The sequence below is a fragment of the Carboxylicivirga sp. genome (assembly GCF_982718395.1).
This window is the reverse complement of sequence record NZ_CEXQWX010000122.1, coordinates 1-18,188: the sequence shown is the minus strand read 5'-3', so window position 1 is coordinate 18,188 and position 18,188 is coordinate 1. Positions and strand designations below refer to the sequence as shown.

The 18,188-nt window shown below is 39.5% G+C and carries 10 protein-coding genes; 2 read left to right on the top strand and 8 right to left on the bottom strand.

The annotated features are described in order from the left end of the window. Both AC4MRQ_RS18590 and AC4MRQ_RS18585 read right to left on the bottom strand, forming a co-directional pair. Positions 1–204: carboxypeptidase-like regulatory domain-containing protein (locus AC4MRQ_RS18590; protein ID WP_491199210.1), on the bottom strand; the 204-nt coding region annotated here is incomplete at its 3' end. A gap of 227 nt (positions 205–431) precedes the next feature. After that, positions 432–830 (bottom strand): DUF8478 family putative metalloprotein, encoded by a 399-nt coding sequence (locus AC4MRQ_RS18585; RefSeq protein WP_491199209.1) that lies wholly within the window; start codon positions 828–830, stop codon positions 432–434. Between the two features lie 547 nt (positions 831–1,377). On the opposite strand from AC4MRQ_RS18585, the gene AC4MRQ_RS18580 reads away from it, so the two are divergent. Continuing rightward, positions 1,378–2,904 (top strand): hypothetical protein, encoded by a 1,527-nt coding sequence (locus tag AC4MRQ_RS18580; protein WP_491199208.1) that lies wholly within the window; start codon positions 1,378–1,380, stop codon positions 2,902–2,904. Positions 2,905–3,012: 108 nt separating this feature from the next. Here AC4MRQ_RS18580 and AC4MRQ_RS18575 read toward each other — a convergent pair whose 3' ends face one another. The 6 genes from AC4MRQ_RS18575 to AC4MRQ_RS18550 form a co-directional block, all read right to left on the bottom strand. Further along, positions 3,013–4,305, bottom strand: a complete 1,293-nt coding sequence (locus AC4MRQ_RS18575) for a class II aldolase/adducin family protein (protein WP_491199207.1) — start codon at positions 4,303–4,305, stop codon at positions 3,013–3,015. A gap of 362 nt (positions 4,306–4,667) precedes the next feature. Then, positions 4,668–5,966, bottom strand: a complete 1,299-nt coding sequence (gene fucP / locus AC4MRQ_RS18570; protein ID WP_491199206.1) for an L-fucose:H+ symporter permease — start codon at positions 5,964–5,966, stop codon at positions 4,668–4,670. Positions 5,967–5,981: 15 nt separating this feature from the next. After that, positions 5,982–6,413, bottom strand: coding sequence for an L-fucose mutarotase (gene fucU / locus AC4MRQ_RS18565; protein WP_491199205.1), 432 nt, complete (start codon positions 6,411–6,413; stop codon positions 5,982–5,984). Positions 6,414–6,437: 24 nt separating this feature from the next. After that, complete coding sequence (fucK, locus tag AC4MRQ_RS18560; RefSeq protein ID WP_491199204.1) at positions 6,438–7,907, bottom strand: L-fuculokinase; 1,470 nt, start codon at positions 7,905–7,907, stop codon at positions 6,438–6,440. A 79-nt stretch (positions 7,908–7,986) separates the two neighbouring features. Beyond that, positions 7,987–9,771 carry an L-fucose isomerase gene (locus tag AC4MRQ_RS18555; protein ID WP_491199203.1) on the bottom strand — a complete coding sequence of 595 codons (1,785 nt, stop codon included), beginning with the start codon at positions 9,769–9,771 and terminating at the stop codon, positions 7,987–7,989. A gap of 232 nt (positions 9,772–10,003) precedes the next feature. After that, positions 10,004–14,164, bottom strand: a complete 4,161-nt coding sequence (locus AC4MRQ_RS18550) for a hybrid sensor histidine kinase/response regulator transcription factor (RefSeq protein ID WP_491199202.1) — start codon at positions 14,162–14,164, stop codon at positions 10,004–10,006. Positions 14,165–14,873: 709 nt separating this feature from the next. On the opposite strand from AC4MRQ_RS18550, the gene lacZ reads away from it, so the two are divergent. Next, positions 14,874–18,005, top strand: a complete 3,132-nt coding sequence (lacZ, locus tag AC4MRQ_RS18545) for a beta-galactosidase, LacZ type (RefSeq protein ID WP_491199201.1) — start codon at positions 14,874–14,876, stop codon at positions 18,003–18,005. Positions 18,006–18,188: the final 183 nt, after the last annotated feature.

Genomic DNA, 18,188 nt, shown 5'->3' with positions numbered 1-18,188 from the left:
TGTTAACTCATATTGCCCTTTCAAGTCGGAAGCTGCCCCCAAAGTTGTGTTTTTAACTGTAACGGTGGCAAATGGCAATGCTTCCCCATCGGCTGTAATATTTCCTTTAATACTGCATATCGGTGATGGCGGTGCCATTTGAGCAATAATAAGGTGGCTTGCTATACAAAGCAAAAAGGTCAGGAATTTAATACGTAAAGTCATTGTAGGTATTTATTAAGGTTATATATAACCAGTGTTGCCAGGCCATACCAGCCAATTGACAACTGATTAAAGTTGTGTTTATACAGAAAATAGATTGTTAGAATTTAGACACAAGACATTAGATTGATTTACAAAGCACTTTAAAACAAAGCTTTAGCAAATTAAATGATTGGCATGAATCAGATTTAAGATCTGAATACCAGATTCTTTAAAAATAGTGTGTCACATTAAGCTACCGGAGGAGCTCTTCCCTGAATGGTTCCATCTGCGATACTAACAATTAACTGTTCGTTCTTAAGCTCAATTTTTCTTGAGAAAATCAGAACAACATCTGTCAGTAATTCGGGAACTTCGTAGGAGTTAAGAAGTTGAAGTTGCGCGTAAAACGCCAGTTCGTAATCACTGTGATCTTTTTCCTGATCACCTGGGTGAGCATGTGTGTACGCTTTACCATCAACAATGTGGGTATGATAACACAATGCGTTGTTTACAATCTGAATTGCCGATGCCAATAAAAGGACTATTGCCAGCCTTTTCCAGATATTTGATATTTGCTTTATGCTATTCACGCTGCAAATATGGGAAATTAATTGACAGTTTGTATTGGGTTGAAGGCTGATTTTCATTATGAATAATGTTAATCAGTAAATGTAAATGGATGGTAACATGCTTAAAATCACAACTATTTGGCATTATATTATAAATCACAAACATCTGGTTTAGTGTAGCTAAACTTGCAATTAAAGCGTAAAAAATAACTGATAACAACTCGATAATACGTAATTAGATCTAATTTTATTGTGAATATAATACTCTTGATAAATATTCGAGAGAATCATTTCTGTATCGAAAGGTAGTCAATCTTCAGAAAGGCTTTTCGGACAATTTTGGCTTCATATTGTACTATATACAACATTAAAACGTTACATAACAAACTACTTTTGATACGAATTATTGAAGATGCCAATTTTTAACTTTCTCTTTTTACTAACTCTGATATAAAGTCATTGCGCAGACTTTGATGGATTAAAACAACCCTTAATGATGCCTTCTGATTTATATTTATTCAATAAACCATCATAATGAGGTAATGAGTATTAAGATAATACAAAAAAGGTATAACATTTCATCAATACTTTATAGTTACCCTTATTGATTTCTTACAAAAGTATCATGAAAAAAGGAATACAATTAGTAATACTGCTTACCATTACATTTGCTGTAATAAATGCACAAGAAAAAACACCTATTGCTTATTTTGATTTTGAAAACAGCGAAGCAGGTTATATAGAAAAGACGTTAACCCGGGGAGCCGGGGGATCTAAATGGACCCACGAAATGTGTAAAGGTTGGAGCAGTGAGGGAACTGCTAACGATATCCGGGAAACCTGGTTGATTTCACCAGTATTCGATTTAACACGTTCTGAAAATGCAGAGTTGCTCATTGATAATTTAGAATTTGGAACACCAGGCAATACTCAATGTAACTTATACATACAGGAAGCTTATTTATTGAACATTGAGGAGGAAGATGATGAAACTTTTATTAATCAATGGGGTAAAAAACTGACTTCCCTGGAAAAAGAGAATGAATCAGGAGATAGTTTTTCCGGTGGGGTTCCTGAATGGGAATTTTCCAATTCTATAGATATTTCAATGTGGGGTTGCAAAAGGGTTCGTTTTGCATTGCAGGTTACGGACCAGGAATTAACTACAGCCTCACCTTGTTACTGGACAATAAGTAAAATGGTCATAATTGGTGATGTATGCGACTGCGGGTCTCCTACACCCAGTGTTACAAGTATTGATAATATCGGTAATACCTATATTCGGGCCTCGTTTTCTACTATTGAGCCTTGCAGGATTTATTGGGCAATAACCCCCAAAGACAAACCTATTGAGTATGTTGAAGATATAAAGGCAAATTTGGGCAGCGATAAGTTTACCCAAAGCGGAAGTTTTGATTATTGGAGTCCGGACGATGGAGTAGTATATATTGACGGTCTTGAAAAAAATAAGGAATATTCGTTTTTTTATGGAGGAGGAGTTATATTCCCTAGTCCAACGGATTGTTTTCTTTCATCTATATGCCAGACAGATTTTACCACCGGCAATTATACAATCACGCCTTTAATTAAGGACGTGATTGGCTATCAAGCAGAATTGATGCCCAATGAAATTGATTTGTATAGTTTAACTTTTGAGGTTAAAAGTAACCCTGTAGGGAGGTTATATGTACTATTAACAGAAAAAGGTATAAATCAACCGTCTGTGCAGGATATCCTGGAATCTCAAGGCGGATTTGCAGGCAGTAATATACAATTGATAGATTCCGACGTAAATCAAATTACAATAGATGGTCTATCTAAAGTACAATCGAACGAATTCACAGCTTGGTTTGTAGCCTCTGATGGTAATTTGAATTCTCCCGTTTATGAATTTTCAAATATCGCTACAAATGTAGTTCCTTCCTATAACAACAAAAAAGTAAAAGTCTATTCAGAAAATCAAAACCTAACAATTGTTTGTCCATTTTTTATTGGCGGACAATGTATGGTATTTGATACAAATGGGATCAGAATAAGATCTAAAAAAATCACCTCTTCCCAATGTAGTTTCATAGACTTAAAATCTGGAATTTATATTATTATCGTAGAGAAAAATGGAATAAAGGTGATAAAAAAGGTAGTAGTGATATAGCTACCAATATTAATTAATCAAATATTCAATAAACTTACTTGCAAATTTTTCTTATTATTCTCATCCATACAATATGACAAAAAGCCTCCATTTGGAGGCTTTATACTCTTAGCAAAATGCCTTTCGCAAATCGTCTATTTCCTTATCACTCATTGGTTCAAACGAACCAAGTGAAGTGCCCATTACCAATGATTTCGCACTAAACTCAGCCACCTCCAGGCGGTCAAAAGCCTGTAACAGGTCACTGCCTGTCATCAATACAGAATCATTCTCTATAATCACACCCGGGTTGGCACTTGATATCTTCTCCGGTATTGAATTATTGCCAACAAAATGAGAACCAAAGGGAACATTCTCCATATCCTGCAAGAATATCCAACTCTCAGGTATTGTACGCACATCAAGTTTTTTATGCGCCACACCATACGCCATTAAATACTCGGGCTGTGTCAAAATAATCGCATTGATCTCAGGATGTTGCTCATAAATCTTCTGATGCAACCAAGTTGAACGACTTGGTATTTTACCCGGTTCACATTGCCCATTTTTGATTTGTACGATATCATCTAACTGCATATCCCAACGGGTAGCATTTGTAGGGGTAATCAAGAAATCATTATCCTTCCAGCGTACTGAAATAGTACCGTATGTGCTCATCATCAAGCCCTGATCACAAGCCCGGCGTATCATATCGCAAATTTGTTTACGAACAGCCTTCTCATCAGAAGTATGCACCACCTCAGGCATTTTTGCGTGATTCCTGGGAACCTGATCATCAAATGATTTTAAATCATCATCAGACAAATATTTTGGCTCTCCAATTATTTTAGAATTTATCAGCGTACGAGCACAAAACTCCAAGGTCTCAAATCGTTCGTATGCTTTAATCACATTTGTATCAGCAACCACAGCCCCATGATTCTCCATAATAACAGCATTGAATCCCAGATCAAATTGCTCAGAAATGGAATCACCCAACTCCTTACTGCCGGGAATTTGGTATTTGGCATAACCGATTGGTCCGCATACCTGCATAGCTTGAGGGATAACATGAGTATTAGGCACTTGACGAACAATACTAAATGATACTAAAGCCGGGGGATGCGCATGCACTACCGACTTTAGATCAGCACGTTTCTCGTAAATAGCCTTATGAAACGGATATTCCATTGATGGCTTGTGCGGTCCTACAATATCACCATTGGCCTTAACACACATTATATCCTCAAGTCTCAACGAACCCTTATCCACACCCGAAGGTGTCACCCACATATCGCCACTCTCATCCATGATGGAAATATTTCCACCCGATGTGGTGGTTAATCCCTTTTTATAAACCCGGTTGATGATCATGATGATCTGCTCACGCGGATGTAACATGTTCACATTTCTTTCTAGCATAACTCTAAGTTCTTTCGTAATCCTATATTTTAATTTAATCCTGTCCAAAACAATTAACCTCTTTGGCGCTTCGCCCAAACCCAACTTCCTCTTTTTGTCATGACACAAAAAAGGAAGCAAAAAAAGTCTAGGCTGCACCTGATTTGCTCAAAAAACTACAGTTGATGACTGAAATTGTTTTAAACTCGCCCTTTCTCGTTCCTCGACGGGGCTCAAACAGAAAACAATTTTTAAACGTCATTTCAACCTTGTTTTTTGGCTCATCAGCTGAGGCCATTTATTAAAAGATGTACTCACTTCTACAAAAACATTTAGGACACCATATATCTCTATATTCAAACTTGCCAAATTCTACGGCAAGTTTATCGCTTTAAATTTAATTGATAGGATAGACGACCATAGTTTGCAATTACCACGAAACATAGCAAAGGCAAAATAAATGAAGCATTTACAGCTGGTAAATGAGCCACGCTTCCTAGGTCGATAATCATTGCCTGCAACATAGGCATGATAGCACCTCCTACTATGGCCATTACCAAACCGGCCGATCCCATAGTAGTATCCTTACCAACATTACCCAGGGCAATACCATAAATTGTTGGGAACATTAATGACATGAATATTGATGTTGCCACCAGGCAATATAAGCCAGGTAAACCAACAATGAATATTGCTCCGGCTGTTGTTACAATACCTCCTAAAGCAAACCACATTAACAACTTACTGGCGTTAACGTATTTCAAAATCATAGTACTTGCCAAACGACTTGCAATGAAAAAGCCCATGGCCCACATATTGTGGTACTGACCCGATTCTTTCGTTAAACCAAGGTTTTCAGCGTATTGAATGATAAAGGTCCAACACATAATTTGCGCAGCCACATAAGCAATCTGAGCAATCACACCATTCCAGTACACTTTATTTTTAAGTAAGCGTTTTATTGACTGCCAGGGATGTATTTCCTCCTGATGCGCTGTATCCGGCATTTTAGCAACAGCAATAATCACCAACATTACCAGTACAACTATACCCAGTGCCACATACGGATCGCGAATAACAGCTAAATCATGCAGCCGATCAGCGGCCTTGGTTATTTCATCTAATGAAGAGAACTCTATCTTATTTCCTGCAGAATCTTCGTGTTTATCAGCAGCCAGATTTGCCAATACAACTTTAGCAGCCACAATCATTCCTAAAAATGAACCCATCGGGTTAAAAGATTGTGCCAGGTTTAATCGTCGTGTTGCTGTGCTTGCAGAACCTAATGAAAGAACAAATGGATTGGCCGTTGTTTCTAAAAATGCCAGACCAAAAGTTAAAATATACAGGGAGCCTACAAAGAAGCCAAACATTTGATATTCGGCTGCCGGGTAAAACAATAAAGCTCCGGTGGCGTATAAACCAAGGCCTAACAAAATGCCTTTTTTATAGCTGTACTTTTGCGCGAACAAAGCGGCCGGTATAGCCATGGTTGCGTAACCACCATAAAAGGCAAATTGAATAAGAGTTGCTTTGGTATGCGTTAACTCCATAACCGTTTTAAACGCGGCAACCATTGGATTGGTAATATCATTGGCAAAGCCCCATAAAGCAAATAAACTTGTAATCAGTACAAATGGTACCAGATATTTTTTTTCAACAATTTTGGATTTTTTAGTCATGATTCTGATGTTAGATTATAAGGGAGTTACCCCTTTTTTCAGGATGATATTTCCATACTTAGCTGTTTCGCCCGTGATAACAACCGCAAAAGCACTTTTGGCACGCTCGTAAAAAGCAAATCGTTCGACACGTTTGATAGGCGAGACATCAGCATTGGTTTTATGAATTGCTTTCAGATAGGATTGTTCTACCATCGGATCCAATTCATCACCTTCAACGGCATCCATCATCATTAAAGGCGCTTCAACATAACTATCGAGTTCAAACAATGGTAAGACAGCTTCTAACAGATCGGGTATACGAAGACCATCGGCCCTTATTACCTGCTTATTAAACGTTTCACCCGGGAAGTGAGCATCGGCCAAAACAATTTCGTCGCCATGCCCCATCCGGTATAATATAGATAATAACTCAGGACTCAATAATGGAGATATTCCTTTTAGCATAAAAAATTAGTTTAGATTAGCATACTACTTTTTAAATTCGATATACTTCTTGTATAAAGCATCGTAAATTAGTGAATTCCCTGAAGGTTTAACAACTCGTGGCTGATAATCAATGTCTTTTCGAGCAGCTTCAATCGTTTTATATACGCCTGCTCCTTTAAATACAAACATGGAAGCACCCAGCACAGTGGTTTCTTTTTGATCGATAAATTGAATCGGGGTGTTACACACATCTGCCCTAAGCTGGTTCCATAGTCTGTTTTTAGAACCTCCTCCTACACAAATGATTCGCTCAGCCTTAAAGTTACCTGCCTCTTCAAGGGCTTCAAGTGCTTCACGCAATCGAAATGCCAGGCTTTCAAGAAAAGCCTTGTACAACTGACTTCGCTTGGTATTGATCGTTAAGCCGCTTATCGTTCCGCCATTGGAACTGGTTCCATCATCATAAAAAGCCGGATCGACCATTAATCCTCCTGCGCCAGGTTGTTCCTGTTCAGCTTCAGTGATCATAGTTTCATACAACTCATCTCCTTCTAACTCTGAGTAATAGTTTTTAGAAAACCACTCCAACACGCCTGAGCCTAACCAGTTCTGCCCAATATTAAAAATTCCTTTAGTAGCATCAAGTTCCGTAGTCAGGTTCTTACCTAATTCATTGGATGTCGTTTTAAATTCTTTACTGCGCGTCATTAATATTTCCCATGTTCCAGAACTTAAAACGGGCTGATTCAACTCTGCACCAGAACCGATAATGGCGAATTGGGTATCATGGCCAGCTAAAAAAACAGGAACACCAACCGGCAATCCGCTTACTTCAGAAGCCCTTTCACTAATCAATCCAACCTGATGTCCCGGCTCCTCAATCTGACCAAATAATTGACGGTTAATTCCAAGGGTATTAAGAATCTTTGCTGAAAAATCACGCTTATCCAGGTCTGCCATCATCGCTGTTCCCATCATGGTGGTATCGTTTACCATAGCCCACGACAATTTATTGATCAATAAGGATGGGATAAATAAAAAGCGATGGGCCTTTTCAATTACTTCTGGTTTATTCTCTTTAAACCAAATCATCTTATTAATGGTGTTGAAGGCATACGGATAGACACCACTAATTTTATATAACTCCTCAACCGGAAGATACTTACTAACATTATCCATGATTGGAGCTGTGCGCTGACACTGCCATGAAATGATCGGGTAAAGCAGTTTACCCTTTTCATCAACAAAAGCTCCATCCACGCCAAAAGTAGTAACGGTTGCTCCTGCAATTCTGGTAGCATCAATTTCCGAACTAACAACCTGAGCGGCTTGACACAACTTCGTCCACAACTTATCCAGGTCCCATATCCTGCCACCGGGATAATGAGGATCTTCATCGGTTTCATTGTGCATTGAATGTGATGCTATTATTTTACCATTTGAATCCATGGCAATAACCCGTACATTGGTTGCACCACAATCAAATACAATAGCTATATCTTTTTGCTTCATAAATATTTATACAAATGATTAAAGGCAAAAGGAAACAGTTTTCACAGTCCTTTTGCCCATATCCTTCTCAAGATATTAATTAAATTCCGTATAATGAGCCATAGGTGGCACATGCCCTATAATCTGCACCTTCTTTATCTTCTCCAAAAGAAGCCCAGGCACTTGGTCGGAATACATCTTCACTATCAACATTATGCATATTAACCGGTATGCGTAACATAGAAGCCAGAGTAATTAGATCTGCCCCAATATGTCCATAGCTAATCGCGCCATGATTGGCTCCCCAGTTGGCCATTACAGAATAAACATCTTTGAACGCTCCTTCTCCGTTGGTACGTGGCACAAACCAGGTTGTTGGCCAGGTTGGGTTTGTACGTTCGGTTAATACCTCATGGATATCTTCTGGTATTTCAACAGTCCATCCCTCAGCAATCTGTAAAACCGGGCCGATACCTTTAACCAGGTTGACACGACTCATTGTTACTGGCATCTGCCCTTCGGTATTGAAACATGAAGAGTAACCTCCTCCCCGGAAATACTCACGAACAGCTTGTGGCCATGCTGTGTTATCCAAACATTTTTGCACTTCTTCTTCACTAATTTCCCAAAAAGCTTTCATAGCCGGTTCGCCTTTTTCATTGCGCTGCTGGGCCGTTGCATCCAAAGTTGTTGAACCAGAATTTATAAGGTGAATAATACCGTTCTCTGCCAAGCCAGTCAATTCTTTGCCAGTTACACGCTTTACTGCATCAGGACTCCAATATGTTCGCACATCTGAGAATATTTGAGCAGTGTTAGTTAATAAGTGACCAAATAACATAGCTACACCATTCAGACTATCATTCTCTGTAGCAAAAATAAACGACTGCCGGATACCATTCCAGTCAAACGAGGAATTCATGATCGCTTCTGTAAAGTCGGCATTAGGCTGGTAATCCGTCCATTGACGCTGCCCCTGGAATCCTCCCAAAATAGCATTGCGACCTAATCCTTCTTCACGATATCCCATTTCAACCAGTTTTGGGTTACCAATCATCATATCACGACAAATCAATGTCATTTTAACAACTGTTTCCCATTCATGTTGTTTTCGGGCTGCATCGGCTTGATTTTCGGGCGAATTATAGTCTTTTCCCTCTTTGCAGTTTTCCTTAGTCCATGCCAGGGCTTTCACAAACTCGTCTTTATCGTATATCTCTTCATCGATTCGACGAAGAAGCTCTGTCGAATCAACAAATTCGGTACGTATACCTAAATAATCATGGAAAAAGTTGGTATCCACCATCGATCCTGCTATACCCATTGAACTATAGCCGATTGATAAATAGGATTTACCTTTCATATGTGCTACAGCTAATGCTGCTTTTACAAATCGCAATATTTTTTCCTGAACATCCCCAGGTATGGTTGTATCACCCGCATCCTGAACATCACGCCCGTAAATACCGAAAGTTGGTAATCCTTTTTGTGTATAACCGGCCAGTGCAGCTGCCAGGTAAACAGCGCCCGGACGCTCGGTGCCATTAAATCCCCAAACCGCTTTAGGAAGTAATGGGTCTGTGTCCATTACTTCAGTACCATAGCACCAACATGGCGTAATGGTTAATGAAACACCAACACCTTCCTGACGGAATTTCTCTGCACACATAGCTGCTTCAGCTACTCCACCAATGCAAGTATCAGCAATAACGCATTCTACCTGTTCCCCACTCGGAAACCTCAAATTAGATTGAATAAAATAGGCTGCTGCTTTAGCCAAATCCATTACCTGTGATTCCAGTGATTCACGAACACCATTTTCTCGTCCGTCAATAACAGGACGGATTCCTACTTTTGGCAATTTGCCAATTAACCGGTTAGCCATTTTTAATATTTTAGATTGTTAACTGTTTAAGTGTTTCAATTACAATACAAAATTGCTGACTTTAATCTGGCAGATAAATGTCTGGTTTCAATATTTTTGTATCTGTTTTAAACATTAAACAGTAGTAAGAAATTTAAAATATTACCGTAATATGACTCCAATCAGAATATAAATGGTCTTTTAAGAATTGTGAATTATAAATGTACTATTTACTGCCTCTAACTTACAACACTCACCTATCATGCAAATATTGCTTAGGTGACTTCCCATAGATTTTCTTGAAAGAAGTGCTAAAGTATTTAGGGTCATTAAACCCTACTTTGTTGGCAATTTCAGCAATGGTGTACGTGTTCTCAATCAATAATTCAAGCGCTTTTTCCATGCGAATATGCTTGATAAATTCGCCTGCTGATAAACCTGTAAGTGCCTTGATCTTGCGGTAAAAAACAGAATTACTCATCCCCATTTGCATAGTGAAATCGGGCACAGAGAACTCTGGGTCTTCCATATGTCTGATAACGATACTTGTCGCATTTTCAATAAAGCGATCATCCAATGGATTGCTCATCTTTTTAGGTACCTGAGGCTGCTGACTGTTGTGCTTCGTAAAAGCTTCCTTCAATTGCAGCCTTGAGGTAATCAGGTTTCTGATCCTTGCCTCTAAATAGGCTGGATCAAACGGCTTAGTTATATAGGCATCTGCTCCTGTTTCAATACCTTCTATTTGTTGATCGCCCGAGGAACGAGCCGTTAACAGCACAACAGGAATATGACATATCCTGATATCTTCTTTAACGGCCTGACAAAACTCCAAGCCATCCATTTTCGGCATCATCACATCGGAGACGATCAGGTCAGGAAAAGTCTCCACCGCTTTTTCCAACCCCTCTTTACCGTTCGCTGCTGTAACAATGCGATAAGCATGTTTTAATTCACCCTCAATAAACAGTCGTACTTCAGCATTATCTTCAACAATTAATACCAATGGTGCTTGTTCATCCGCTTTCTTAGTTGATTCTCCTGGAATACCTTTTTCCTCACTTTGTTGGACATTTTCTTCGGATAGCGAAGTTTCTGTTATTTCATTGCCTGTCAGTTTCTTCTTTTCAGTATCAGATAAATGACGGTCGCCCATTAGTAAAGAAAGAATAAATGTACATCCCGGACCATTATTATTAACGACTTTAACATTGCCGGAATGCATTTCGACAAAGGTCTTGACAATGGATAAGCCCAAACCTGTTCCATTAACCGGAAAACCGGAAGTATCTTCCACTCTGTGGAACCTGTTAAAAACACGATTCAATTGATTATCCGGAATGCCTTTTCCTGCATCCTCAACGCTTATTTGTATTTCATCTTTTTGTGAGTCATGCGTAATACTCAAAGTAATCGTACTTTTGTCAGGGGAATATTTAAATGCGTTCGATAGCAGGTTATACAGGATTTTCTCCATCTTATCCTGATCAATCCAAATACGGATACTTGCTACATCTGTATTGAAATGGTAGCCGATCTCCCTCTCTTGCGCAATCATATTAAAACTATCGAATACCTCTTTTGCAAAGGCAACTATATCCAATTCCTCTGCCACCAAAGTCATTTTCCGGTTATCGATCTTTCGAATGTCCAGAATCTGATTAACCAACTTCAACATTTTATTGGTATTCTTATGCATCAGGGCATAATAATTCATCCGCTCCCGGTCAACCAGCTCGTCTTCCGACATTAGTTTCCTCAACGGACCAGCAATTAAGGTTAATGGCGTTCTGAACTCATGCGATATATTTGTAAAGAAGCCCAGCTTCATCCGTTCAATCTTAAGATCATTCTTTAACTTTAATCTTGACACTGCATATCGATAAAGTAAAGTCCCGGTGAGTATGATCAGAATAATGTATAAAGCATATGCCCAGGTAGTCGCCCAATAAGGGGGACGAATCAGAAAGGTAATGCTTTCCTCGTTAGACTGATCCGGTCTCAGATTGTTTTTTACTCTGACCTTAAATGTGTATTTGCCGGGATTAAGGTTGGTATAAGGAATAAGCTCCTTTGTGTCATTTGTTGTAATCCACTCATTATCTACTCCCTCCATAAGGTACGACAACTGAATATTAAGATCAGCATGATAGGTGAAAGCAGTAAACTCGATGGATAAATCATTTTGCAGGTAGCTTAACTCCAGTTCATCTATATCATCCAATGGTTTATGCAATGATTTCTCCTGATTATCTACTTCGAGTAATGAATGACCAGATATTTTAAAGTCGGTAAGCGATACTGTTGGTATAAAAAGATTGTCTTTTATACTATCAGGATGAAACTCAAAACACCCATTACTAAGCGTTCCAAGAAATAATTTTCCACCTTTATTTTTGTGTGTCGCATCAATGGTGTAATCCTCGTGAAATATGCGGTTATTTTCGATAAAACGATCAAAAGTCTCTGTCAGAGGATTAAAACGATAGATACCACGCTGCGTATACAACCATATTTTACCAGCCTCGTCACTCAATACACCACAAATGGAATTATGAGGCAAACCACTTTCCATTGTATAACTGGTAAAATATTCCTCGTTGATATCGAACTTATTAAGGCCCCGGGCGGTTCCGAACCAGATATCTCCGTTTGGATCAGAGCAGATCGAAATGACTTCATCATTAGATAGTGTGGTTGAATCACCGGCTACATGCTTGAACTGCTTCATCCGGTCTGTATCCTGATTATATCTATATAGACCATTTCCCCGATTTGAGAACCACAGGTTATTTTTACTATCCGGATAGATAACATTTACAGCTTGTCGTGAAAAGCCCTCAGGTTCGGCCTCATCACATTTAAAAAATCGTAAATACAGATCTTGATTAGTCCAATCGACACTGTCTACACAAGCCATCCCTGCACCATGTGTTGCAATCCATAATTTACCTTGCCGGTCTGTTGTTACATCTGTTATTCTTGATGTTGGTACATATCTGCCTTCAACATCTTTAAACTGATAAAAACGTTGTTCTAAGTCGTTATACACAAATAACCCCGTACCGTAGCTGCCAATCCATAAATTACCCACACTATCTTCGCAAAAACAGACCGTCTCTCCAATTGAATCCACTTCTGAAGGTCGAATATTATTATCTCCGGGAAATATATTATGATAGCGATAATAACGGTTGGTTGCACGATCAAACCTGTTAAGTCCCAGACGGGTTCCGAACCATATTGAACCCTTATTATCATCGTGAATAGCATTAACTCTAATATGATCCAGACTATTGGGATTATTATCCCTGACAATATGTTGGGTAAAACAGCCCTGCCCAAGCGATAATTGATTAACGCCATTACCTTGTGTTCCTATAAAGATGGTATTGGAACGATCACAAAACAAACAGGAAACATTGTTATCACAGATACTATTACTGTTTTCAGGTTCCGATGTATAATATTCAATGGTCGGGTTATTATTGTATTTATGCATGGCCCTGATAATGGCCAGACCATTATTATTAGAGCCAATCAGTATATTACCTTCCCTGTCTTCACTAATGGTTGATATATATTTTTGTAGTCCGTATGAATCCCGGTTAATTTTAAGTCGAATTGTCTGGATTTCCTCATTATCCGGATTCCACCTATAAACCTGGTTATCATCAGCACCAGCCCATAGCTGTCCATGACTATCTTCAAAAAGACACATAATCTGATGTCCCTGTATCCCTTCTCTCTCAATGCGATTGGTTAATAGATCCCAGCTAAACATCTGCCTGTCACCGGTGGCCAGTATAATTTTATCAGATGAGCCCTGATAATGGCACCTTATATTAAGGGATTTACCGTTGAGCCATTGCTTCACGCCATCATCCTGCTGGTGACAGATGGCCTGATAATGATTATTTACTTTCGTTATTTCAAGCTGTCCAAACCCTGATCCTGAAACGAAATAAAAACTACTATCTGAGCGAAATACATCTACCTGCTCTATCCAATTATCATCCCTTTCCACCGGACTGAACTGGCGTTTATTAACATCAAACACATAAAGACCATCGGATGTGCTTAACAATCTTGTCGAAGCATCTATTTCGCTAATGGAATGTATATTGTTTGAAGCCAACTCGCTCCCAACTCTGCTTGGATTCCAATAAAGTATCGATTGATGACCATCATAAAGGAATAACCCTTCATTGGTACCAAAGTGCATTAATCCCTTTTTATCCTGGTAAATACAATTCACATGGCTTTGTTTCAGGGCTATATTTTCGGTGAGATGCTTAAATGTATAGGTTCGGAATCCGGCATGACACTCTATCCTGTACCCAAACAGACAGATCAGAACTAAAAGTATAAAGGTATGCTTCAATGTCATTCCTAATTCCTGGTGTTTTATCATTCCACTTAACTCAAGCAAAAATAATATTCCATTTTAATAAGAGTGATGCTTCCTTATAAAATAAAGGCATTTTCAGCAAGACATCGCTATATAAGCCAGTATTAATTATCAATAACAAATACCGGTCAACGGTTGAAACAAAAGTAAAATACGTATGTATCGGACTGAGCCCTAAACTTTATTATTTATACTACTATAGCCCTTACGGACTATGCTCTTATATATCGTCCCTTTGGGACTAAAACAAAGGATTCTAAAATGGCCTGTAAGGTCATTGCATAACAGCACAGGGCAAAAAAAACCTGTGTCAACAGACTAAACGAGATAAAGCACTGAAAGTGCGACACATATGCATTTATTCCAGCAATTAATTCGCGTTAACAATTATTTTAATCCAGGAACTGTTAGCCATTAATCACCCTTATAACATCACCATTAAAAGTTCACTCTTTCGCCGGAAACATCTGTAAATAATCCAGTGACTATGTGCAAATTGAAAGATTTTTAAACCAATCTGAACGATAATTAAACCTGGAACTCACTGCTGCCAAATATATTTGCTAAAACTAAAATCGTCATACTCAGGACTTGATTGCTGATGTTATTTTTTTGAAACTTATTTCAATATTAACTGAAGCCATTAGTGAGTGTTAACAACAGGATATAAACGAACTTTAAATATTAACTCAATACACTATTTAACAATCTTATGAAACACATTCATTTAATCATTTTTCTGCAAATATTCTTTTTAGGAGCTGCATGTCATGCTCAGGAAGATTGGGAAAATGAAAAAGTATTTGCAATTAACAGGGAGGTTCCCTATTCAACTTTCTACACTTATGGATGCGAATCTTCGGCGCTGAAAAACATACCGTCAGAATCGCCTTACTACCAATTATTAAATGGCACATGGAAATTTAACTGGGTAAAGGTACCTGGTGACCGCCCTGTAGATTTCTACAAAGAAAACTACGATGTGTCGGGATGGGACAATATTCAGGTACCATCTAACTGGGAGCTGAAGGGCTATGGTGTGCCCATCTACATCAACACACGTTACGAATTTGCACCCAAAAATCCGGTTCCTCCGAATGTACCGGACGATTGGAATCCGGTTGGATCATACAAGCGAGAATTCCTGATTCCTGATAACTGGGATGGCCGACAAGTATTTATTCACTTTGGCGCTGTTAAATCGGCCATGTATCTGTGGATTAACGGTCAGAAAGTTGGTTATTCACAAGGATCTAAAACACCGGCTGAGTTTGACATTACTTCATATATCAGAAAAGGTAAAAACACAGTTGCTGTTGAAGTATATCGCTTTAGTGATGGTGCCTACCTGGAATGTCAGGATTTCTGGAGACTAAGCGGAATTGAGCGCGACGTGTATCTTTATTCTACGCCTAAAGTTCGAATCCGCGACTTCTTCTTTAAGAGTAACCTTGATGAGCAATATACCAACGCCAATCCGGTTGTTGATGTTGAATTACTGGCTCACGACGGTAAATCAGGTACTTTCTCTTTAGAAATGAATCTGTACGATGGTCATGAGAAAGTATGGACATCATCGAAAAAATTAAAGGTATCTGGCAAAACAACTACTTCGTTTACTGAACTGATCAAGCAACCAAAGAAATGGAGTGCTGAAACACCTGATTTATACACCTTGTCGCTGATCCTTAAGAACAATAAAGGTAAAGTGATCCAGGCCACTTCTAATAAAGTTGGTTTCCGTAAGGTGGAAATCAAAGGTGGTCAGTTGCTGGTTAATGGTAAAGCAGTATTATTCAAAGGTGTTAACCGACACGAACATGATGAGTTTGAAGGTCATGTGGTGGGTCTTCAGTCAATGCTGGATGACATTCGCCTGATGAAAGAAAACAATATTAATGCCGTGCGTACCTGTCACTATCCTAACGATCCGGTATGGTATGACCTGTGTGACCAATACGGTCTTTACCTGATTGACGAAGCCAATATTGAATCGCATGGTATGGGTTATGGCGAAAAGACGCTTGGTAAAGCACCAACCTGGCTAGATGCACATATGGATCGCACTGTGCGGATGGTAGAGCGCGATAAGAACCATGCCAGTGTGATCATCTGGTCGTTAGGTAACGAAGCGGGTGACGGCCCTAACTTCGAAGCTACCTCTAAGTGGATTCATGAGCGTGACGCTTCCCGTCCGGTTCATTACGAACGTGCTGGTAAGCGCCCACATACCGATATTGTGTGCCCGATGTATATGGGTATCAGAGCCATGGTAAACTATGCCTCAAAACCGCAGGATCGTCCGCTGATTCAGTGCGAGTATGCACACGCCATGGGTAACAGCGTTGGTAACCTGCAGGACTACTGGGATGCCATTGAGGAGTACAAACACCTGCAAGGTGGCTTTATCTGGGACTGGGTTGACCAGGGTATCGCCGCGTACGACGAGAATGGTAAAAAATACTGGGCTTTTGGAGGTCACCTGGGAGCTGAGAATCATGCCCATGACCAGAATTTCTGTATGAACGGGGTGATCAATGCCGACAGAACGGAGCACCCTTCACTATTCGAAGTGAAGAAGGTGTATCAGTTTGTTAAGATTAAGCCTGCCGATAAGAACTGCTCAAAGGTGAATATTACCAACTTCTACGACTTTATCACCCTGAATAATTTCAAGATTGAATGGGTGGTTAAAGCCAATGGTGAAGAGGTATTGAATGGTGAGTTTTACCCAAGAGACATTGCTCCGGGCGAAACAAAAGCCTACGACCTTGGTCTGAATCGTTTGAATAAGCAGCCTGGTAAGGAGTACTTTGTGCATTTTGCCATGGTGACTTTAAACAATCAGCCAATGATACCAGCCGGTTACATGCAGGCTAGCGAGCAAATTGCATTGCCAGGTGTTGCAGCTAAAGAAATAGCAACAACCCCATCGGCGACTAAGCTTCAGTTGAAGCAAACAGCTGATCAGGCCACTATCAAATCGGCTGATGTCAACATTGTGTTTGACCTGAAGAAAGGTGAATTAAGTACTTACCAGTATGCAGGGATTAACTTTTTAGAAGAAGCTCCGGCTCCTAACTTCTGGAAAGCTCCAAACGACAACGATCTGGGTTATCAAATGCCAAAACAATATGGCGTATGGCGCGAGGCAGGTGCTAATAAAGCGCTTAAGAATGCCAAAGTACAGAAGTTGGCCGACAACCGTATCAAAGTTGTTTTCTCTTATGATCTGGCTGAGTTGGAAAGTGAACTGACTACAACTTATACCGTGAATGGCCTTGGTGAAATTGAAGTGGATTACAGCTTTGTGAAAGGCAATAAGAAGCTGCCATTAATGCCGCGTGTGGGCATGATGATGGTATTGCCTGAGAACTTTGAATACCTGGAGTGGTACGGTCGCGGACCATGGGAAAACTACCCTGACCGTAAAACAGCCGCTTTTGTAGATCACTACAAGAGTACGGTTACTGACCAGTTTTATGCTTACGCCAGTCCGCAAGAGACGGGTTATAAAACCGACTCACGATGGATGGTGCTAATGGATAAGAAAGGACATGGATTGATGGTAGAAAGCGATGAATTATTTGGTTTCTCGGCTCTTCATTATACGCCCGAAGATTTAAGCCAGAATAACCGTGGATCAATGCATATGGCAGAACTTGAGCCACGCAAAGAGACCATTCTGAATATCGACCGTAAAATAATGGGTGTTGGTGGTGATAACTCATGGGGTGCCCGACCACATGCTCAGTACTCCATTAAAGCCGATAGTTACTCGTACTCATTTACAATGAAACCTTTTGTTTCAAAAGAAGCAATTCAAAACTACATTGAAAAATAAGTAAATAGCGCGAAAATGGGATGAGAAACATCTGTTTCTCTCCCTATAATTTCAAAAGCAGCTGATCAAAGGATTAGCTGCTTTTTTATTTGTGTGAATTGTGCCTTTGTAATTGATTTTATAAGGTTTCGCGGATTATATGGATCATACCTATGAAACTTTGGCTTGTGTTACGCCTTTAGC